We start from the raw sequence: 25,307 nt of genomic DNA on the forward strand, positions 1-25,307 counted from the left end.
TTATCTTCGGCGACCACGGCGCGGTGATCTTCTACCGCGAAAGCGCCCGCGACGGCGACATCTTCTCGGTCTATGCCGACCACGGCGGGCGCAACACCATCATCGGCGGCATCGGCCGGACCATCATCGTCGGCGGTGCCGGCGGCCAACAGGTCGCTCAGGAGCTTCTCCAGAACCGGGTCGTCACCCTCGACGCTAACGGCTACATGACCCGCGCCGGCGGCTGGGCCGCCAACGGCAACATCATCTACGGCAGCCCGCTCGACGCCACGGGTGCCTTCGACGACATCATTTTCGGGGCGAGCGGCTACATCCAGCGCGACCTGCAGGGGAACATCATGTTCCTCACCACCCGCGTCTTCATCGCCGAACTCGACACCCGCGATTACGTCGGTTACGCCGGATTGACCGGTCACTTCGCCAACGCCCTGACCAGCGGCATGCCGGAAGCGGCCGGTTACGTCGATTGGGAGAATTACGGCGGCAACAACGTCATCAACTTCCAGACTCGGAATCCCGGCAACACCATCGTCTTCGGTGGCGCGGGCAACGACCTGATCCATGGCGGCCGCGGCAACAACATCCTCCTCGGCGACAACGGCGAGGTCCGCCCGATCGGCGGCCAGTTCATCGTCGAAGGCGTCCGTTCCACCCATCCGGGTTCGGGCGGCAACGACCTGATCTACGGCGGCCCCGGCAACGACATCATCATGGGCGGTCCGGGAGACGACCTCCTGGTCGGCAACCAAGGCAACGACCATGTCTGGGGCGACAGCGGCAACAACATCATTTGGGGCGGCATCGAGGGTATCCATTGGACCAACTTCCGCGTCCTCGACGGCGAAACTTGGGACGACAAGTTCGATCTGCCTCCGGGCTGGGCCGCCGCCGAAGCCGACTTCCCGACCGGCTACCAACCGCCGCGCATCACCCCGAAGGTCCTCAACGGCCAGGTCTGGGAAGGCACCGTCAACGACGGCGACAACATCCTGCGCGGCGGCATGGGGAACAATATCATCTTCGGTGGCGGCCGCAACGCCGACATCAACGGCGGCCCGGGCAACGACTACATCGACGGCGGCGCGGGCAACAACATGATTACCGGCGGCGGCGGCGAAAACGTCATCCGCGGCGGGCCGGGCGACGACACCATCCGGGGCGACTTCCCGTTTGTCGGCACCTACGACGCCCTCTTCCCATGGTTGAAGGTCGGCGATCCGGGCACTCCGTCCGACCCGCTCGAATACTTCTACTTCCGCGGCTTCTACACCGGGCGCGACCAGATCTACGGCGACGCCGGCAACGACTTGCTCTTCGGCGACGGCGGCGCCAGCGACCCCTTGACCTTCACCGGTTCCTTCATCACCAGTCCGGTCCTGGTGAAGCAGCAGAACCCCGGCAACGGTTACGCCGCCGCCCTCTTCAACTTCCCGGGAGGCAACAACGACATCGAATTCCGCGCGGTCAGCGCCGACGACTCGTTCGCCCACTGGACCATCCGGATCCACCAATGGACGGAGCGGGAAAACTTCGGCATCGAGGTCGATGAAGAGGCCGACGAAAAGAAGCGGGTCGACATCCTGTTCGACGAAGAGGAGCAGACGCTCGACATCTTCATCAAGGTCGGCATCACCACCGCGCCGGAGGTCCAGATGGCCCTCTACCATACGGCCAACGCTCCGTTCCACGCCCATTCCTACTATCGGGGACCGACCGCGATGCCGTTCGCCGACTACGCCGACGGACCGACTTCCCAGCTCGGCCAACGGGTCTGGGGTGTCTCCGGCGAAAACATCCTTTACGCTTGGGCTCCCTCCGACGGACCGGAGCAATACGAATTCCACGGCAGCGAGCTCCGCGGCGGCACCGGCAACGACCAAATCTTCGGTAACATTCGGAAAGACCGTCTCTTCGGCACCGGCGGCAACAACTTCATCCAAGGCGCCCGCCTGATCGGACCGAATTACGCGCCGAACGAACGGGCTCCGGGCTATGGTCCGCTGGAAGTCGGCGGCGACAACCTCATCTACGGCGGCCCTGGCGACGACATTATCTACGGCGGCGGCGGCAACGACATCATTTGGGGCGGCGGCGGCAGCGACCGGATCGAAGGGGGCGACGGCTTCGACACCATTTACGGTGGCGGCGGCATCGACATCATCGTCCTCGACGTCAGCCAACACTACCGCGTCTTCGGCGGCATCATCGACGGCCACTATGGCAACGCCTTCCGCGGCGACGTCCTCGACGACAACGCCACCGACATCCTCCTGATCCAAGGCACCGACTTCGACGACCGGATTCTGATCTCCGAAGAAACCGCTCTTCTCAGCTCCAAGGTCCGGGCCGTCACCAGCGACACCTTCTCCTTCGAGCAAACCTTCACTCTGACCCTCCAGCACAAGGACGGCGGACCGGTTTACTCCAGCCGCATCACGGTGAAGAGCGACGGCGGACTGGACTCCCTGGTCGCCGCCTTCAACGAGGCCATCGCTTCCGCCCTCGGTCTGCACGGGGCGCAGTCCATCTCCGGTGTGGTCGAGGTAGTCGCCCGCGGCGAAACGATCGCCTTCATGACCCGCGGCTTCGGCGCCGGATCGATGTTCACCATCTCCGACTTCTCCAATGCCGGCGAAAACGGTCTACGCGAACTCGGCTTCACTGAAAACCAAATGGGCGTCGGCCAAATGGTCGTCGACTACGGCCGCTTGGTGAACGGCGAATTGGTCCCGGGCAGCAACCGGGTCCACCTCGTCACCTGGAAGGACGCCCAAGGCAATCCGCTGATCCAGCAATTCCGGATCGACGGCCTCGGCGGCAACGACGTCCTCGGCTTCGTTTCGGGACGCAATGCCCTCGACATCTCTGTTCTCACCGAACGGAGCCGCGACTGGGTCAGCGTCATCGACGGCGGCCCCGGCGACGACATTATCTTCGGCTCCGAAGGCCGCGATCTGATCTACGGCAATTACGGCAACGACATCATCTTCGGCAACGGCGGCGACGACCAGATCTGGGGCGACGGGCCGGGCCTCGGTTCGCCGGACGACATCAACATCATCTACGGTGGCCAAGGAAACGACGACATCATCGGCGGCGCGGGGCAGAACTTCCTCTTCACCTGGTCCGACAACCCGAACCGCGGTGGTCCGAACGATCCGGCCATTTACCAGCTCCATTTCGTCGACGGCACCCACCACTCGGTGATTCCGAAGCCGCAGGAACTCCACTTCCCGGAAGACCTCCGCAAGGTCACTTCCTTCACCTTCGGCAACGACCTCCTCCGCTTGGTCGGCACCGCGGATCTCCCCGAGAACGGCCGTCTCCAACACGATTCCCGTTTCGCCATCATCCTCGGACCGAACTCGATCCCGGTCGAAGTCGTCGTCCTCGCGGAAAACACCGCCGACAACACCACCGTTGCCGACCTGATTGCCGATATCAACGCCGCCCTCAAGTCCGCCAAACTGCCGGATGGTCGCACGGTCGACCTCACCCGCGGCGTCACCGCCTTGCGCGAGGGCAACCGTCTCGTCTTCCGCACCACCGGCACCTTGGTCGAAATGACCCCGGCATCGACCGGTTCCGCCACGGCGATCGGATTGACCGGCTTCTCCATCGGCCGTCCCGCCGCCACCGCGCAAACCACGTTGGAACTCGATGCCAGCGGACGGTTTAGCCTCTCCGCCGACGTCAGCTTCCGCATCCGGATCAACAACGGCGTCCAATACACCGTCTCCCTCTTCGCGGCCGACAACCAAAACCTCGATCCCGCCGCCTTCGTCCGCAACCTCAACGCCGCCTTGGCCCAAGTCAACGAACAGAACGGCCTCCCGGCCCGTCTCGACCAGTTCGTTTACTTCACCTTGATCGACGACGAACACAGCTTCGACCACGGCAAGATCCAACTGCGGTCCCGGATGGAGAGCATCCAAGTGGTCGACCGCAACGACATCCTCCGGGTCGTCCCGACCGACGACGCTCCGCTGACCGGCCGCCTCGACAGCGACGCCCACTTCAGTCTCATCATCGGGGCCAACGGCCAGCCGGTGAACGTGCGGGTGCCGTTCACCGCCACCCGCGCCAATCTCACCATCGACATGTTGGTGACCGACATCAACGCCGCGATCAACGCCGCCACCTTTGCCGACGGCACCTACGCCAACCTCGGCATGGCGGTCGTCGCCGTCCGCGAAGGCAACCGCATCGTCCTCCAAACCCGCGGCACCCTCCTCGAAGTGACCCGCGGCCAAGGCGATCCTTCCGGAAGCGTGCTCGGTCTCCCAAGCTCGATGATCGGCCGGGGCGAACTGATCGCCGGTCAGGCGCCGACCTCGTTCGTGCTCGATACCGACGCCAAGTTCACCGTCCGGATGAACGGCGGCACCGCCTACAACGTGGTGGTCACCGCCGAGGCGACCCAGGGCAACCAGTCGATCGGCGATCTGGTCAAGGACCTCAACGACGCTCTCGCCCAGGTCCGCAAGTCCGACGGTTCCCTGGCTCGCCTCGAACAATACATCGTCTTCAGCGCCAACGACGGAAAGATCGCCGTCGCGGCCACCACCGATTCGATCAAGTTCGTGTCCCAGTTCGGTATCTACGTCGATCCTGAAACCGGCCTCCGCCATGACAACGACGGCGGCGGAATCTTCAAACCGGAAGACACTGGTCTCAACCGGGTCCTCGGCGGCGATCAAGACGACAACCTCTACGGCGGCACCGGCCTCGATTTCCTCTATGGCGGCGGCGGCAACAACACCCTCTGGCGCGCCGACGGCACCACCTTGGATTCGGCCGACGGCGGACTCGCCGGAAACGAGTGGCTCGAATACGCCAAGGGCACCGACAAAGTCTGGTACTATCGCGGCACCAACGCCGACGACGTCATCTCGGTCGATTACGTGACCGAGCCCGGCCTCCTTGGCGGCAGCCACATCATCACCCGCCTGACCAACAACAACGGCAACTTCACCTTCGACGCCCAGGTCAACCTGAGCTTCAGCGCCACCGACTCGAAGGGGAATCCGATCTACGAGGATCTCGGCAGCGGAATCCTCCCGCCGGAAAACGACTTCCTGGCCATCATCATCGATTCACTCGACGGCAACGACATCATCAACATCGGACCGACCGTCCAAACCTCCGTCTGGACCGTCGTCGGCACCGGCGACAACGTGGTCAACACGATGTCCGGCACCGCGATCCTCCCGGACAAGACCGACCAGGGCGGCCGCAACGACACGCCGGAAACCGCGTACTCCTTCGGACGCGCCTGGCTGGTCGCCGACAACGAACCGAACGCGGTCAACTACCGTCTCGCTCCGGCCGACAACGGTGGCACCCCATCGATCCGTCTCCGGGTAAACGGCGGCGACTTGATCACCTTGCTCTTGTCGGGCACCCAAAACAACCAGACCGAGACCGATCTGATCGACGACATCAACCGCGCCTTGAACCAGGCCGGCTTGAGCAATCGTCTCGTCGCCGTCATGCTCGGAGGCCGCATGGCGATCGGCCCGACCCCGGGCAGCGACGTGGTCGCCCTCGAAATTTACGCCGGCGAAGGCAGCGCCACCGCCCTCGGCCAACTCGGATTCCGCGAAGGCGCCTTCATCGGCCTCGCCGCCCTGACCGGGATGGACACCGCCGCGATGTTGACCGCGCCGAATGCCATTTCCTCCTCCACCATCGGCGGCGAGCTTTCGCTCACGGTCAACGGAGTGGCTTACCTCCTGACGATTCCGGTGGCCGAGCGGACTCCGTTCCAGTTGATCGCGGCCCTCAACCAGGCTCTCAAGGACGCGGGCGATGCCGAAACCGATCTCTCCAAGCTCCTCGAGTTCTCTCTCGCCGGAAACGTCGTCCGCCTGGCGCCGAAGATCGTTTCCCAAGTCGAAACCATCTCCATCGCCCAAACCACTTTCGCCACCGCCCTCGGGTTCGCCTTCGACAACGGCGCGATCGGAGCGGAACTGATCATCGGACTGGCTCCGGCGAATGGCCGGTTGAGCGGCGACGCGATCTTCGAAGTCAGCGTCAACGGCCGCACCTTCCGCGAAGTCGTTCTCCCCGCTTCGGCCACCGAGGAAAACACCTCCGTCCACGATCTGGTCAAGAATCTCCAGGACGCACTCGTCGCCGCCAAACTCGACGTTTACCTCCGGGCCGACGTCCTCGACGGCCGCCTCCGGTTGGTCACTCTCGACGGCGGGGCCCGGGCTTCCATCGTGGTCGCGGTCGATCCGGCCAACCCGGCCCGGACGGAAATGCATTTCCAAAACAACCAGACCGCGCTCTCCAGTCTCCTGATTTCTTCGAATCTGGTGATCACCGGCCTGACCATCGACAGCCCGACCGACGTCGATTGGTATAGCTTCACCTTGGCGGAGGATCCGGGTCCGAACGCCATGATCTATCTTTCCAGCGCCTCCCCGCTCGACGGCCTCGGCTTGGCCCTCTTCCCGGCGGGCGGAGCGGAACCGTTCGACATCGAGCAGGAGCCGGAAGGAATCAGTCCGGACCGGGCCGACCTCGAAGGGGGCAACGACACCGCCGACCAGGCTTTCTACCTGGCCAACATCCAGGCTTACTCGAAGGTCTTCGGCCTGACCCTCCATAATAAGGACGACGTCGATTGGTTCAGCTTCACGCTGACCGAGCGGGGCCGCGCGGCCGATCAGATCAGCGTCCTCTTGACCGACGGCGGAGCCATTCAGTTCGAACTCTACGACGCCAACGGCGAGCCGGTTCTCGGCAGCGACGGCCGGATGGTGACCAAGTCGGACGGCGAAACCTACCGCTACCTCGGCGTCACCTATCCGCAGAAGTTCGTCACCTTCTCCCTCGAAGGCCTCGAAGAGGGCGAATACACCATCAAGATTTCCTCCGCCGCCGGCGAGGCCGCCCGTTACGAAATCTTCACCTCGATCGGCGATCCGGGTCACACCCAGCGCAATCTCTCCGGTCAATCCGAAGGGGCGATCAGCATCTCCGGTCTGCGGGCGGGCGTTCCGTATCTCCTCCGGGTCGACACCCCGCGGGAAGTTCCGACCATTTACAGTCTCCGCTTCGACCTCGACCTCGGAAGCAGCGACGAGATCGTGATGGATATGGCCACCCGTCCCGACCAGGGACGTCGCGACGTGATCGTCGGCGGTCCGGGCAACGACCGTCTGATGGGCGGCCCGGGCTCCACCTGGATCTTCGGCGTCGGCGGAAACAACGTCATCTCCGGCGGCCCCGATCGCGGCGAAGCCAACCTCCTATTCGGCGGCACCGGCAACGACACCTTCCAGATCATCCCCGGTCCGCTGCCGACCCTCGAAGGTTCGGACAAGCCGTTCATTCCGACCTTCAACGACATCATCATCGGTGGCGGCGGCCAAAACCGTATCCTCTTCCTCGGCGGCGATCTCGACCATCTCGGCCGGGACGTCCCGGATTACGCTTCGATCCGTTACAACCCGACGCTTCACCGGTGGGAGTTCACCGCGTTGGTCTGGGATACCGCCAACCAGGAATTCGTCACCGAGGTGATCCCGGGCTCGGTCGTCACCGCGGGCGGCAGCGGTCCTGTCGACGGCCGTCTGCAAGGCGACTTCACCTTCGAAGTGGTGATCGGCGGGGTGGCTTACGAAGTGACCGTGCCCGCCTTCGAAACCGATGGCGTGGTCGAGTCCGGCATCGAGTTCGGCGATCTCAACCTCCCGTCGTCGCTCTCCTTCTCGATCAGCTTCGGCCCGGGCGACAAGGCGACCGTGAACGTCGACTTGAGCACGCCGCCGGCCAACATCGGAGCCTTGCTCAAGGCCCTCAACGACGCGATCCGCGCCACCACGATGAGCGGCAAGGTCCATTTCGTCCTCGCCGAGGAAGATGGCGAGACGGTCGACCGGATCCGCTTCGAGCCGGCCGCGATCCTCACCACCAACGAAATCACGCTCGAAGACGTCACGGCCGGAGCTCTCGCCGCCCTCGGGTTGGTTGCCGACAACGAGCCGTCGGTGATCGCCAAGGTGAACAACGGTCCCCGCGACCTCGCCGCCGACATCGAAGCCGCTTTCCGCACCGCGGTGAATCCCTCCGGCGACATCGTCAACATCACCGAACTGGTCACCGTCGGCGTCCGCGACGGCCGCTTCCTGTTCCTCAACACCGAGCTGACCCTCACCCAAAGCCTGAAAATCGACCGGGCCGGTCTCCTCGGCTTCAGTGAAGCAGTCGACGGCGGTCAACGGTCCGATCCGGCCCGGACCGTCTACACCCAGCACTTCTATTTCTTCCAGGCCCACGGCGTCCAAACCATGGTGATCGATCTCCAGCGGGGCGACGACGTCTTCCGCGGCGATCCGGGCTTCACCTTCCCGAACCAGACCGACGAGTGGGGCATTAAGCCGGGTTCCAAGCAACAGGGCGGCGGGTCCTTGGTGAACCTCGTGATCTACGGCCGCGCGGGCAACAACATGCTGTATGGCGGCGCCTACGACGACCGGATCTACGGCGGTCCGGGCAACGACTTCATCGCCGGCGGCGGCGGCAACGACGTTCTTCATGGCGGCGGCGGCAACAACTTGATTGCCGGTCACACCACCACGCCCTACGACCGCTTCGAGCTGATCAACAAGGGGAAGATCACCGGTCCGAACAACATCCCGGAATTCGCCGCCTTGCTGCCGGAAATCTCGGCCGATAAGGGATTGGTGGTCGACGGGCTCACCTTCCACGAAGGCGACCGGGCCGACTGGTACATCATCCGGACCCCGCAGAGCTTGAAGCAGTTCTCCTCGTCGGTCTCCGCACTGCTCCTGCTCGACATGATCGAAGTCGTCTTCGACCATCCGTCGGCCCAGGCCCGTTTTGACGTCTTCGGCGGCGCCGGAGGCAGCAACATCGGTCTTTATGCCGCCCGCGACCTCGATCCGAGCAGCCGACTCGAGATCATTCCGATCGAGCAATACGCCGGGGTGCCGGAATATTACCTGCTCCGGATCCAGAACGTCGCCGGTTATTCGGTGGCCGCCGAAAACGCTCCGGCCCTGAACGGTCAGCTCGGCGGAACAGCGCAGTTTGGCATCTCCATCGAAGGGGCGGCGCCGGTGATGGTCACCATCCCGCAAGCCTGGACCCACAGCAACAATGGCATCAACGACTTGGCCCAGGATCTCGCCGACGCCCTCGCCAACGCCAAGCTCGATCACAAGCTCGCCGTCGAAGTGGTCGCGACCGCCCTCGGACCCCGGTTGGCGCTGACCGGTGCCTATGATTTCACCTACTCGATTATCTTCGAGGCGGGCAACGCCGCCGCCGGACTCGGTTTCCGCAGCGGCCAAAACAACGTGGTCCGCGCGCCGGAAATGGGCCGTTACCAGATCCACTTCTCGCCCGACCTCGGCTCGACCACGCTGGTCGGCGGCCGTCACGCCGAAGCCGCCTTGCGGGTGGTCGGCAGCGACGAAGATCCGACCCTCTCCTCCTTCCGCCCGATCGCCATCTCGCTCGGCGACTTCACCGGAAACGGGGTGGGGGATTACATCGCCGCCGTCGCCGACGACCTCGCCCGGGGCACTTCCACGTTGTTGATTCTCCCCGGTGTGGGCGACTTCTCGAACCTCGGCCTAGGATCGGAGACCGGACGGATCTTCATCACCCTCCCGGCACCGCTGTTGACGGCCGACTCCGCCGGACGCCAGGCGACCATCCTCCAACCGGCCGATTACAATGGCGACGGCACCGCGGATTTCGCGGTCAGCGTCACCGGTCCGGAATCCGCCGTTTACATCGTGGCCGGTGGAAAGGGAATTTCGACCGACACCCTGCTCGATCTCCGCGCGCTGTCCGACGTGATTATCCCTGGAGTCGACCGAACCGTCGGATTCGGCGCGGAAAGCGTCCGCAATCCGAACGGCGGCGACGGGTTGATCGTTTGGGAAGGCAAGACCGTTTACCATTTCAACGGCCAATCCCTCCTCGGAGCGGAGCAGGCCTCCACTTCCGTCGACTTCAACATCGTCACCTTCAGCTCGGCCAACCGGGTCTCCTTCGCTTCCATGACTGGCGTGCCCGAAGGCGGAAACCTCTGGAAAGTGGTCGACGGGCTCCAAGCCGGACGCGGCACCGGTCATGCCCTTTATTTCGGAGTTGACGAAGATTGGCATTATGGAATCGGACAACGGGCGGGCGGATACGCTGTCGTCGACGGATTCCGGGTCGCGGGTAACGGCGCTTATCTGAGGTTCGACTCCTTCCTCGACATCGGAGCCCAGGACGTCGCCCGGGTCGAGGCCCGGGTGGTCGACGGCAACGGCAACGGAACCTGGATTGTGGTCGCTTCGAACGATTCGGGCACGGGAGTGGCCGTTCTCGAGGAAGCGGATGGCAATCAGGGCGAACAACATGCAATTTGGCTCGATGGCGCGACCTTCGCGGGGAACGTCGAAATCCGCTTCGTCTTCGATTCTCTCCCCGCAAATGGCCAGAACGGCGAAGGCTGGTACATTGACAACCTTGAAGTCGCTCCTCCGGTAACCGTCACCTACGTCGACATGACCGGCGCTCCCGGGGCCTCCAACCTCTGGAATATCGTCGATGGCCTTCGTCCGGGCCGCGGCGATGGACATGCCCTCTACTTCGGTATCCGCGAACCGACCAGCGAACCGGGAGTGTTCCGCTGGCACTACGATTCGACCGGACGGTCCGCCGGCCATGCCGTTCTCGGAAACCTCTTCGTCCCGGAAGGTGGCGCCTTGCTCAGTTTCGATTCGTTCCTAATCACCGAGGGAATGGCGCCCGACTATGACAAGGCCAGTGTGGAAGTCCGCAGGGTTCTGGAAGACGGCACCAAGACCGCGTGGACCACCGTGGCCTCGAACGGCGGCACCGGCGTGACCCTCCAGGATCCGACGCTCGATTTGCCGCAACGGGTCGGCATCGCGCTGGGGGCCGCTTTCCATGGCGAGATCGAAATCCGCTTCACCTTCGACACGATCGATGGAGAAGAAAACCGCTTCGAGGGTTGGTATGTCGACAATCTCAACCTGACCAATTACGTCCTCCTGAGCGAAGCCTCGTTTGAACACACCTTCGCCGATTCGGTCACCGCCGCGGGCGGCCCCGGGAAATTGCAGTCGACCCATGACAACGGCAGCCTCGTGGTCGCCACCACGACTGGAACGTGGGTAGCAGGCATCGGCGTCGGCGCGACCTTTGGCAAGATCGTCGTCCCTGGCCTGAACGGTCCGATCACCGGCACCCGCGTCGTGACACTCGGCGACATCACCGGGGACGGATTGGCCGATTTCGCCTTGAACGGTCGCAACACCAGTTTCCTCGCCAGCTATCACGGTGGTTCCTGGAAGGCATTGGAAACCCAAGGCGGCCACTTCATCGCCCTTGGCGACGTGAATGGCGACGGGTTCGACGACTTCGCCCGGGTGACCGCCCACCGCAGCCAAACGCTCACCAATGCGGCGACATGGGTTTACGACGGGGAGGAAGACGCTCCGGAAAACATCATCGGCGTCACCTCCGGCGGGCTCTATCACAACGTCGTCCAGGTCTTCCTGTCGGATGGTCCGGGTAAGCCCGCTTGGAGCGCCGGCGAGGGCCTCGGCGCCCCCGCTCTCCAATTCGAACTCGACAATCCGGGCTACCGGAGCACCCCGGGCGTCGCTCCGACCCAATTCCTCTTCGCCTCCTTCACCTACGACGAGGGGAACGGAGTCACCTTCGTGTTGGCCGAAATGCTCGGCAGCAAGTTGCACTTTTACGACGCCGGCAGCCTGCGCGACGCACCGGAACCGGTCGACCTCTCCTTCGAACGCCTCTTCCCGCGGCCTTACGTCTATCCGCTCGCCTTCCCGAACCTCGAAGGCGACGACTCCACCGCTTACGAAGGCATCGATCTCGGCGACGCCATCGCCGAGCCGGATCTGAGCGACGCGATCGTGATCGAAGGCGACAAGCCGGGGATGAACCTCTCGCTCGCGCAGCAACTCGGCGACTTCGACGGCGACGGCCACGCCGACCTCCTCATCTCCGGACCGAAATACGCCTTCCTGATCAACGGCCCGGTGAACACCGTCGGCCTCCAACAAGGCTCGATCCTGGCCGACCATCAATTCGACCTCGCCAGCCTCGGACGTCCGGCCGAGCGGATGGGCGACCTCAACGCCGACGGCCTCACCGACCTCGTCTTCTTCTATTACGACGCGGAAAGCGCCACGACCATCATCACCGTCATCTTCGGCGGGCGGGTCCTGCCGCGGTTCATCTCCGTCGATTCGCTCGACCCGGATTACGCGCGGCAGATTGTCCTGACCAACGACGAGTTGGTCGCCTTCACCGGCCAGGACGGAGCCCTCGACATCCAGGTCATGGTCGCGCGCTGGAGCGGCAACTTCAACGCCCAGTCCGGTCATTTCTACGACGATCTCGTGGTGGTCAGCCCGGTGGCCAACGCCTTCCACTCCTACGGTTATATCTTCGGTGGGGAAACCATCCGTCGCGCAGGCGATATCGACAACCGGATCACCGCCACCGACGCGTTGGCCGATCTCCAGCTCTTCGCCAATGAGGTCACCACCGGCCAGATCGACAAGTCCTTTCCGGAACGGCAGACCTTCACCAACACCGCTGTGCAGTCGTTCGTACGCAACGTGGTGACCGTCACCGGCGCCACTGTCGACGACGCGACCTTCTCGCCGGGACCGACCGGCGAGGATCGGCAGTTCGAAACCAGCCATGCCATTGGAAACGGATTGAACTTCTCCTATTATCCGAACGCCAACCTCAGCGGCACGGCGACCGAGACCGGTGTCTCGCCCACCATCAATTTCAACTGGGGATCGGGCGGACCGTTTGGCCAATTCGACAACTTCTCGTTCAGCTGGAGCGGATATATCATCCCGCAGATCACCGGATATTATCAATTCCAGACGATCACCGACGACGGTGTCCAACTGCGCCTCGATCAGAACCTCGACGGCACCGCCACGCCGATCATCTCCGCATGGTGGGATCAGTCGCCGACCAGCCATTACAGCGGAGGCATCCTCCTCGAAGCCGGAAAGGCCTACAAGATCGAGATGGATTACTATGAGCGCAGCGGCGGGGCGATGGCTCAACTCCTCTGGGCCACGCCGAATACCGGTTTCCACATCGTTCCGCAAAAGGTCCTCTATTCGGAGCTGCCCGATGCCGAAGAAATGCCGGTCTATATCGAGGATCACCGCCGGGTGGAATCGGTCATCGACGTCAGCGGTTTGGAGCAGCAGACGACCTGGATCGAAGTCTCGGTCAACCTGACCCACACTTGGATCGGCGATCTGATGATCTACCTGCAGTCCCCCTCGGGTCATGTTGAGATCCTGCACAACCGCGCCGGAGGTTCTTCCCAGAATATCCCGAATTTGACCGCCGGAATCAGCGGCGTCTACCGGATCAACACCGGTTCCATGATCGGGACCGATCCAAACGGAAAATGGACCTTGATTATCGAAGACCGCGCCTGGGCCGATCAAGGTCACTTGAACAGCTGGTCGATCGAGATCGGGTCGGAACTGCTTGTTCCGTCGGAGAAGGCGATCGAATTCGAAGTTGGTGGAGAGGTCGGCGATCCGAACCGCTTGAGCGGTGATCTGACCAACCTCCAGTTCGTCATCAACAATTTGACCACCGGGGCGCTCCGCGACTTGGAATTGATTTTGATTTCGCCGAACGACACCGAAGTGCGGCTCTTCAATGCAGTCGGGGGTGGAAACACCCGCATGATCGACCTGATCCTCGATCAAAGCGCGACGGCTTCCGTCGACCAGGGTTCCGGAACTTTCTCGGGTCGCTTCCGCCCGCTCGAATCCTTCGAGGCCTTCAACGGCGAAGATCCGAACGGCACCTGGACCTTGGTCGTCATCGATCGGGGCGGCCAGGGCGTCGATACCCACCTCGATTTCGAAATGCGTCTGCGGACCGACGAACCATTGGTCTCCACCCAGAATCTTAGCGGGTTGACCGGTGAGGTGAGCAACGTCGTTCTCGACATCCGCCTCTCCCACCTCTCCGGAATGGACCTAGAGGTGACGCTCGTCGCTCCGGACGACACCCGGATCACCCTCGACCGCCGGGCAGACTGGATGAACGTGGTGCTCGACTCGGAATTGGCTGATTTCCAAGGCTTGGAGAATCCGAATGGTGTCTGGAGGCTCGAAATCGTCGACGACGTAGGCAACCACGTCGGCCGCCTCCAACGCTGGTCGCTGGAAATCGCCACCACGCCGACCGAGATTCCGCTCGAAGTCTCCGGCGTCCCGACCGGCGTGGTCGACCTCAGCGTCTCGGTTCACCTCAAACAGGATACTTCCGGTCGTCCGCTGAACCTCAACGGACTCGGCATGGAACTGGTCGGTCCGAACAACAAACGGGTGACATTGTTCAACCCCGGCGACTTGCTCGACGGCATCGCTGATCCGAATTCCACGCTCGGCACATTCCTCCGCTCCACCACCTTCAGCGCGGGCGCCGCCACCCGGATCTCGGAAGCGAACGCTCCGTTCAGCGGCACCTTCCTTCCTGAAGGGGATTTGGCAGCCTTCATCGCGGAGCTGACCAACCCGAAGGGGGTTTGGAAACTGGTAATCACCGACGCCGACGGCGATATCTCCGGCCTGGTCGATTCATGGTCGCTCCAATTCATCTACGAACCGGCCGACGCCGGCGCTCTCCGCGCTTCGGTGGTGGGCGACGTCAACGGCGACGGCCTCGACGACCTCGGTTTCGTCGTCCGGGAATTCGCCCGCGAACAACGCGACCCCGCCTTCGGTCACGCTTTCATTCTGCCGGGTCGCTACCTTCCGGCCAATTCGGCTGCCGGGACCATCCTGGCCTCGGTTTCCGGCCTGACCAACGGAGATACCATCATCGGCGCCGTCACCGGCGGAGGCAGCGTGACCGGTCATTCTCAGGCCGTCCTCGATCTCCCAGGTCCGAACAACAATATTCTTATCCGCGCCACCTCCGCCGGTGCCGACAAGGACGGTTACGTGATCGAACTGGTCTACGGCAACCCGCAGGCCGAATCGGTTCTGGTGACTTCGGATGCGAATCGCCTTGTGATCAGCATCCGGGACGCCCAAGTCACCGCGGACGACGTGCTCAGCGCGCTGCGGTTGAGCACTGGGGCTAATGCGTTCCGGGCGAATTACGAAGCGGTTGCCTACGCCGAAGGCAACGGACGGCTCTTCCACGAATCGATCTGGCACGCCACCGCCACCTCCATCGGCGGACGTCTCCAGCCACTCGGCGACATCAACCACGACGGCGCCCACGATTTCGCCCTCGTCCGCCTCCGCGAAGATTCCGGCAGCGCCCAGGGCGGCGTCCTGGTCTTCCTTGGCTCTGAAGCTTGGCGGGCCCCCGTCGAAGCTCCGATCAACGCCCACGCCAACGCTTACGTGCGGCTCCTCCAAGCCTCCGGAGGTGAACTCGGTTCGACCTCGATCTTCAGTGATCTCCATGTGACGGCGGGCGATTTCAACGGCGATGGCCGGATCGATCTGGTGGTCGGCCGTCCGGAATACGTCCGCGTCCCCGGCCAGAGCGACGCCTACCTCCACAATCCGGAGGATATCGACGTGCTCACCGCCAGCACTCGAGGTAACGTCTTCGTCTTCTACTCGATCACCACCCGGACCTCGCCGAACGTCTATTTCCGCGACGCTCACATCATTTTCGAGGGCCAGACCGGAACCGACCGCCTGGGAAGCCTCCCGAGTTCGCCGTTCATTGACATCAACCAGGACGGGCTGAGCGATCTCCTCCTCGGCGCGGCCACCGCCAACAGCACCGTCGGCGGCACCCGCCAGGACGCCGGACGAATCTACCTCATTTACGGCAACCGGACCATCGAGGCAATGCCGAGAACCGGTTACAACATCCTCACCAACCGAACCATCGCCGGCAGCGGCAACTACCTGGTCGACACCGGCATCGGCCGTCCGGACGTCTTCTATGATGCCGATCACACTGGTGACGGGCAACTCGACAGCTCGCGCTACACCCTCCTTCCGGGAGAGGCGAGCAAATGGTATCGCTTTACCACCCTGGGCGACGGTTCTCTCGGAACGATGATCCGCCTCGACCCGGTTGGCGGCGCCCTCACCGAGGCGATCATCGGCGGAGTTTCCGGCGCTCTAAAGGACACAACGCCGGGAGGCGCGGTGCCGACCCATGCGCTCGACCTCGGCGGCGCGGCGCTCCAGTTGCAGCATCCGGGCGATCAGATCATCCTCGAGTTCGATCTCTCCGCTTATCTCGGCTCGCTCGACAATCCGAACCACCTGCAACGCGTCCTGCTCCGTCTTGGCGGCGCCTCTCTCGGAGGCGGCGAAGTGCCGGGCAACGTCAAGGCCGTGGTTTCCACCGGCACCCGCTTCTACTTCACCGCCGGTAGCGAGGAAACCGGATACGGGCTCTATCGCAGTGACGGCACCGCGGCCGGCACCCAATTGCTCGGCAATCTCGCCGCCCAGCCGTCCGATCTGATGGTGCGCAACGGCCAGGTTTTCGTGGTCACCGATACCGGAGCCGGCGCCCAACGCTTCGGCCTGCATGTGGTCGATGGCAACGAGGTGGCCCCGGTAGCCACCGGTCTCGCCGCCGCGCCGGTCGCCGTCGCCGCCGTCGACGGAGCGGTTTATTTTGTGGCGGGCGGATCGCTCTACCACCGCACCGGGTCCGGCCCGGCAACCACTATTTCCGAGGTCAGCGGAGTGCGGAACGTCGTCTGGAATGGAGAGGTCTTCTACGCCCTGGGTGAAAACCAGATTTGGGCCATCGACGGAACGACTGTCACCGAAATCACCCGCGCCGGAGACTTTGATCACACCAGCCAATTGCGCCAGGCCGGAAACTACCTCTTCTTCGTCGCGCCGTTCGAGACCGGCGGCGAAGGAGTATGGATGGTTTACCTCGGCTCCGGCGGGGGCATCGCGGCTCCGCTGGTCGGTCCGAACGGCACCGCTCTGCTCGACCTGCGCGAAGTCGTGGCCGTCGGCAACCAGGTCTACCTGGCCGGCACCTCCTCGGCCTCCTCCAACGCCGATCGACTCTGGGTCCTCGTGGAGGGCGGCCCGGAATTCGCCGCCGCCCCCGGTAATCTCGCGTCCCCGTCGCAGCTGACGAAAATGGCCGACGGACGGGTGGCGGTCGTTTACGCCAATGGTGCCTCGATTGCTATTTACGATCCGGCGACTCCGGCCGCCGCCCCGATAACCAATGCGGTGGCCGGTGCCGCCTCCATCACCCATTTGACCCCGGTCGGCACTCTCTTCGGCGGCGATTTCGGCTTCATCTTCGCCGCCAGCGGAACCGGCGGGGTCGAGCCGTGGAAATTGACCTTCACCGGCACCAATGGAACCGCCCAGCGGATCGCTGACCTCAATCCCTCGGGCAATTCCAACCCGTCCGGATTCACTCTGTTCGACGGCAAGGTTTACTTCGCCGCCACCCATCCGGACCTCGGCCGCGAGCTCTGGGCGACCGATGGAACCACCGCGACCGTGATGCTCGACATCTTCCCGGGTGAAAGCAGCAATCCGCACGGATTCGTGGTCCACGACGGCAAGTTGTTCTTCGTGGCCGACGACGGAAAGGGCGAGCGTGTCTTCCACTTCGATGGAACGGTCAAGCCGATCAAGGTCGATCCTCCAGGGGCCAACAACGCCTTGCTCTTCAGCCGCGTCGGGATGTCGATCACGGCGCGGGTCGAATTCGAGATGGTCACCTCCCTCGATTCGCCCCCGGCGGTTAGCGCCCGGGTGCAAGGGGACGCGTTGATCATCAGCGTCACCGGCGCTGCCACCGCTCAAGACGTGGTCAATTATTTCGCAAACCTCGCTCCGGCGCACGAAGCGGCCGCCTGGACGGCGACACTTTACGAGCCGAGCGAAAACAATGGTTCCGGGACCATTCTGGCCGGCACGGTGGTCATCGACGGCGGGGAGGACGGACTGGCTCCGCATATTCCGCTGCAAATCCCGGGCAGCAGCACCGTGATCCGCCTCACCATCGTGGACGACACCAGTGTTCCGGAAGCGGAGCGCCTCAAATTGGAGGACCTCAAGATTGTTCTGATCGCCACCTTTGACACCGGCGGTTGGGATCGATTCGGAGAAAGTCCTTTCCATGCCCGTGCCAATTTGAATGACGGCGTTCTGACCATTCAATACGAGCCAGGCGTCACGACCATCGGCGATATCACCACCGCCATCGCCACCCAAGCCTATCCGGTCCGCGCCGAGGTCGTCGGAACTCCCGATCATTATCATCCGGCGCCATACGCCGCCTTGGCCGGTGGCGGGGGAACCAACAATGCGACTCACACGTTCGACTTCGGAAACGGGGTTTCGATCACGGTTCAGAAGAATACCACCAACGCGCGCTCCTTCCACTTCATGTCAGTCCCTTCGCTGCCGGACGACGCCAAGGTGGCTGTCAGTTATACAACCAGCGGTAGCGGCAGTGCCGCCCAAGGCGCGTTGGTGATCCGGATCGTCAACGGCGAGGCCACCCTCGCCATGATCCAGACCGCCATTCAAGCGGCTGGCGCAAGCATCACGGTCACCTACACCGGAAACGCTGCCAACACCATCCATGTTCCCCCGGCGCTGGCCATTCCGAGCGGAGCCTTCTCCGGCGGAGCCCCGGCGGTCGAAGCGAGCGCGGACCTGGTCGTCCCGACCCAAGGTGGAGGAACGGCCACGATCAAGATCACCGCGGCTTCCACCGGAATAGCCTACAATGGCATCGTCTTCCGTTTGGTCGGATCGGTGTTGGCCGAGTCGGAAGGTCCGGTGAAAATCGTCGGGACCGGCTCCGGGCCTTACACGATTTACGCCGATCCGTTCGAGGCGACCGTCGAGGACATCCGGGCGGCGATCCATGGGCTCGCCGGATTCACCGCGGCGATCACCTCCGGCAGCGGCGATGTCGACCTGCCTGCGATGGATGTCGACGGCGGCATCACCTACCAGTCGCACCAGGGATCCTTCCAGCTCGGCGGTATCACTTTCACCCTCACCGGGGCTGGAGCCCATGCCCTGGTGAATGGGCATGCCCCGTCCGTTTCCTTCGATTTGACCGGCGGCGCCGCGGCATCGGTCGTCGACAACCGTCTGGTGATCCGTCTGAGCAAGACCGTTCCGACCAGTGCGAAAGACCTGGTCGACGCTCTCGATGAATTGGAGAATTTCTCCGCGACCAGCGATGCCACCGATCCGGCGACTCAGACGATCCCTCCGATCGCCGCTTCCTACAGCCATACCGGCGAACTCGTCATCGACGGCCACAAGTTCCTCTTCAGCGCGACCGGCGCCACCCTCTTCAGTTCGCACACGGTGACTTTGATCTTTGACCTGGAGGATTCGGATGATCCGGCCAAGGTCATCCTCGAGGATGGCGAACTCACCATTCACCTCCGGGAGGACGGCGCCGATGACGCGTCGACCCTCGCCGACATCCTGGCCGCCCTGGAGGATGAACTCGGAAGCCTGTTCGAAATCACCGCTCCGGCCGCCACGGGAACGGTCGAAGAGGGAGCCACCGCTGCCTACACCCAGACGGTGACGGTCAGTGTCGACGGTGTGACCGTCGTCCTCGCCCCTGCCGCCGAAACGAATGTCCACAGTGTCCATACGCCGAACCTCCATTTTACCCTCGGTTCCGGATCGCCGACCGCCGTCTTTGATTCCAGCGTGTTAAGTCTCGCCCTCCGGAAGGATCAAGCGACCACGGCCGCGGCCTTGGCCACCGCCCTGGGCGGACTGACCGGCTTCACCGTCCATCAAGGCGGCACCGGCTCGATCGATTCACCGGTCGGAGTGTACACGGAATCCCGCCAGCACGTGGCCGCGGTGGCCGCCGAGGGCTCTTACGAATTCCCCTCGGGCACTTTGACCGTGAAGGGTCTCGCGTCCGACGGAGCCGCCAGCAATATTCGGTTGTTCCTCACCGGGGATCTCGCATCGGGCGACCCGGTTGTCGTCTGGGATGCTGTGGAAAAGACCCTGACCGTCCGCTTCGTGGCGGGCACCGCTGAAATCGCCGATCTCATCGAAGCGATCAACGAGAACGAATATGTTTCCCTGACCGCCGAGTTCGACGAAGACGATGACGTCATAGTGTCCACGCCGACCGCCACCACCGACGACGGTTTCGACGGCACGAAGGCCACCGCCACCGTCTCGTTGCCGGGCGGACGCGAACTCACCGTGACGGCCAGCGCCGTCGGCACCGCGATTCACGGCAAGTCCGTCGCCGTCTTCGGCGGTGCCTCGGTTTCCGTGACGGAACGGGGAGACATTTTCGTTATCATCGTCGAGGAAGATGAGACTTTGATCGACGACGCGGCTCTCATTGCTGCCCTGGCCGCCAAGGGCTTGACCGCCGCCATCGACGGCGACGAGGAAGATCCGATCTGGGTGTGGGACGGGGTAGGCGAGATCGCCGACGCCGAGGGTGGTGTCGACGCCGAAGCCGTGGTCACCTTCCCGGGCACCAACAACAATATCGAAATCACCGCGAGCGGCGCTCGCTACAACACCGCCCGAATCTTCTTCAGCAACGGTTTGACGGCCGCCGAAGTGGCTTCCGCCGTCGCCGGCAATGACGCGGCCGGTGGCGTCACCGTATCCATCGGAGGCGGCACGATCATCATCAACATCGCGTTCGGTCACACCACTGCCGCCCACGTGGTCGCCGCCATCAATGCCTTGAACGAAGACCAGGGATTGAGCGCCGCGCTGCACGGGGTCGGGAACGACGGCTCTGGCGTCATCCATCCGGCGCCTGGGGTGGCTGATACCATCTCGTCGATCGAGATGGATGATCCGACCCTCCGGTCCGGCCTGTTCCTCTTCGATGATGCGGTGCATTTTGTCGCGCAAAGTGTGGTCGAAGGTTCCGCCAAGGGTCTTGGCATTTGGAAAATCAATGTCGGCACGGGTGGCGCGCTGTCGGTGGTCTGGACCGGCATCAAATTGGCGGCGGCTGACCTCTTTGAAGTGGTCGACGACCGGATCTTCTTCGTCGATGACGGCCAGAAATTGGCGTTCTACGACGATGGAGAAGTCGCACGGATCGCCGGACTCGAAGGGCGCAACACCGTCGCGTTCTTCGCCGTCGACCGGGACGTCGTAGTCAGCCGCTCGAGCAATGGCGTCATTACCCGGACGGTGTTGACCGAGGTCGTCGAGGACGAAGAAACGACGATCCGGGTCACCAACTTCAGCATCGGCCGCCCGGTTCCTTGGAACGATTTGGAAGGTGCGATCATCCACGATGGGGCGCTCCATGTCATCGAGCGGGGATCCGTTTCCGACATTATTTGGCGGATCGATCCGGAGAATGGCGAGGCTTCCTACCTGGTCGTCGGCGAAAGCGGCGAACGTTTCCGCCAACTCTTCTCCGCCGTGGCTGGCAGTGAGTCCGTCCTCTTCTTCGTATCCATCCTCGGCGGAGATCACTATCTCCGGGCCGTCGGTGCCGACGAACCGGTCCATGGACCTGCCGAAGGGTTCAAATCGCTGACGATGGTTGGAACCACGCTGGCATACTTTGTCGACTCGGGGGCGGCCGATTCCCTCTACAAGGTCGCCTTGGACGACTTGGAGAATGCCACCCGCGTCATGGCCTTCAGCCTCCGGGTATTTGAAGCGGTGGTGGTCACCGACGACGCCGACTCCACGCTCTTCTTCCGCTTGGGCAGCGCCCGCGGCACGGCTCTCTGGCGCAGCGATCTCACCCGCGAAACCACCGTGCGGGTCCTCCGCGCCGGCGGCGACGGCGTTCCGGTCTCCGGTCCGCAAAACTTGGTCGCGGCCAACGGCAACCTGTTCTTCACCGCTCCCAACGGCACCGATCCGGCCACCGTCTGGCAAGTCGACCGGACTTCCCCGGCTCTCGAACCGACCGCCGCTCCGTTGGCCGAATTCTCCCTGGCCCGGGTCCCGGCGGTGAAGGTTTCCGTCCTCCACGGAACGGGCGATGGCATTGTCTCCCTCGATGACGGCCAAACCGCCGCCACCCATCTCGTGACCACCGCCGAACGCGACAACGAAACGTTCGTCGACGTCACCGAGCTGATCCGCTCGCTGCTGGAGCAGGGAATTATCCGGGTCACGTTCCGCATCGAATTGCCGGATGGAACCGAATCCCTCGACGAGCCGGTTCAGATTGCCCACGCTCATTCGCCGAATGGCACCGCATTGCTGGTGACCACCGGTCAGGCCGCGGTCGTGACCGGTTCCCTCTACAGTGCCGACGGCCGTCTCCTCCAGTCGAACCAATCGGTCATCGATCTCAGCCAGTTGAAGGCCGGCAGCTACTTCCTCCGCGTCCATGGGTCGACCGACGGTATTTCGCTGGTGAATACCGGCGCCGCCGACCATTCGGGCAACAGCACTCCGAGCCTCGGTTCCGCCAAGGATTACACCTATTACCTCCACACCGTCGAAAACGAACGTCAGCTCTGGCGGACCAACACCCAGTCCAACGGTCCGGTCCGCTTCGCCGGTGGTGCGATCGTCAAGGACGCCACCTTGATCGGCGGCAGCGGCGACACCTTCTACTTCACTCTGGGTCAAGGCGCGGCCACGACTCTCTGGCAGGTCAGCGGTCAATTCGCCCATCAGGTCACCGGTGTCGCCATCTCGGGCACGGTCGGGGCGTCCACCGCCGTCGGCGACAGCTTAATCTTCAATATCGGCGGCAAACTTTATGCGGCGAACGAAACGAATGTCATCCTTCTGACCGAGTATCAGCAACCTGTCACCGATCTCGCCACTGTCGGCGGCCGGGCGGTCTTCCTGGTCGACGGTCTCTGGCACGCCAGCGACGGCACCGTCGCCGGAACCAAGACACTTGATAAGATCGACGCGGGCGAACAACAGGCCGGTTCGTTGGTGGCGATGAACGGCAACCTCTTCTACTTCACTCAGAAGAACAAGACCCTCACTCTCTGGCGCGCCACTCCGGGCGAGGGCGACGCTTTCGGGGCCGAACCGCTTCGGATCGCCCGTCTCGCCGCCCTCCAGGTCGACTCCTGGCAGATCCTTGGCGTGGTCGATGGCAACTTGGTCTTCACTGTCACCACCGGCGCCGGCACCCCGGCGGAACGGACCCAACTCTGGACCAGCAACGGCCGCGGCGACGGACAACTCGGCGGACAAACCAACGGCACGGTCGCCGTCGTTCCGGGCCTCGACATGCGGGCCGTCGCTCCGGGCGCCGCCGCCAATGGTATCACCGTTCAGTTCGACCACACCGGAGCGGTCGAGTCGATCACATGGAACGAGACCACCCGCGTTCTCCAGATTCCGTATGTCGCCGGGGTCACCACCTACGCGGAGTTGGCGGCGGCGGTCAACGGCGCGGGGGTCGGCATCCAAGCTCTCGTCCTCGGCGCCACCAGCGCCACCGTCGAAGCGGGTCTGCCGAGCGTGATCTTCTCCGGCGGCACCGACCTCAACGCCAGCGCCGGCACCGTAACCTTCGGCGAGTTCGGGTTCGTCGTCGAAGCGGTCGAGCCATCCCTCGCCACCGCCCTCGAGTCGCACTCCATCGAATTGGTGTTTGACCTCGCTTCCGACTCGGAGACACCGGCCGTGGCCATTCACCATCCGGCCACCCATAGTCTTACCTTGCGCCTCCGCGCGGACGGCTCCACCACATTGGCCGATGCCGCTGCCGCGATCCACGCCCTGAAGGATTTCAAGGTCTCCGAGGTCCCGGAAGAGGCCGATACCTTGTTCCTGGAAATCGGCGAAACCAATCTCGACTTCGTCGCCGACACCGGCGCGACCGTCGAAGTCCCGGCCTTTGCCTTCGCCCGGGTGGTCGGCACCCAGGCGATGGATGTCGGCCAGGTGATCGGATTCGTCGCCAACTACGACAACCGTCTCTTCTTCACCTCGGTGACCGCCGACGGATCGACCGCCCTCTGGTCGACCCGCGGGGCCGCCATCAACACCCGGGTGGAAGTCGCTTCGCTGCCGGGCAACGTCTCCTCCCATACCGAATGGAACGGAGCCACCTGGTTCATCGCCGGCTCGGTCAATTATCCGATGCTGTGGAAACTGACCGACGACGGCGTCGAGTTCGCCGCCTTCCTCCCGCGTTTCGCCGCCAATCTCACCGCCGCAGGCAACCAACTCGCTTTCACTGGCGCGCCGTTCGGGGCCACCACCGGCGAAGCGCTCTGGGTCACCGACGGCTCCACCTCCGGCACCCGGATGGTGATCGACCTCTCGCCGGTCCATCCGGGCATCATCAGCGGTCTCACTTACACCGGAGGCGGATTGGTTTTCTTCGTGGAGAACCACGACGCTTTGGCCGACGGCCGGATCGATTACAGCCTCTGGATTTCCAACGGCTACGCCGACGGCACCTATCCGCTCTTAAGCAGCAACGCGGGCAACCTGCCTTTCGGCCGTTTCGCTTCGTCGGAAGGCGGCCGCGTCGAGCCGACCCATCTGCGCACCGTCGGATCGGTCGCCTTCTTCGAGTTCGACAAGCAGATCATCGCCACCGACGGCACCGTCAAGGGAACCTCGATCCTCGCCCAGAACCTGGTGCCGGTCGAAACCATCGAAAGCGACGGCCGCTTGATCATTCTCTCCGACAATGGCCGCCTCTGGATCAGCGAAGGCAATCTCGTCGGAGTGCCGTTCAAGATCGAGGTGAAGGCCCCGATCCCGGGCAATTCCCATCCTTCCTCCGACCGCGACATCATCGTCGGCGGCACCGGCAACGACGTGTTGATCGGCAACGGCGACCATGACATGATCTTCGGTGGCGGCGGCATCAATTTCTTCGTCGCCGAGAGCAAGGAAATCCGCGACCTGCGTCCGGACGACAACTTCGTCCTTCCGCCGACCTCCGAGTTCAGCGTCCAACAACCGCGGCCGACCGACTTCGTGGTCAACATCCCCGATATGGCCCTCCGCGCCGGCATCGCCCGTGCGCTCGGCATTCCGGTCACCCTCGGCTTCGACGGCAACCCGGTCATCCACGGCAAGATCATGGCCAGCGACATGGCGACCCTCGTCGAACTCCAGCTGGACAATCTCGGCATCCAAAGCGTGGTCGGCCTCCAATTCGCCCGGAACCTGCAAGTGCTCAACTTGAACGGCAACCGGATCGCCGATATCGGCATCCTGGTCCCGGCGACCGACCCGGCCACCGGAGCCCACACCGGTCTCTCGAACCTCCGGGTCTTCAGCATCGCCAACAACGGCAACGGAGCTCTCCATTTCGAC

Annotated in this window: 1 protein-coding gene (running past both ends of the window); it reads left to right on the forward strand. The window is 63.5% G+C overall.

All 25,307 nt of this window come from inside a single coding sequence — locus ACWUI2_RS05955, proprotein convertase P-domain-containing protein (RefSeq protein ID WP_486981941.1), on the forward strand. Of the gene's 61,218 coding nucleotides, 33,244 precede the window and 2,667 follow it; the stretch shown corresponds to coding positions 33,245-58,551 — codons 11,082 (partial) to 19,517 (complete); the first codon wholly inside the window starts at position 3. The start codon and the stop codon both lie outside this window.

The organism is Verruconatronum alginivorum (assembly GCF_056590205.1).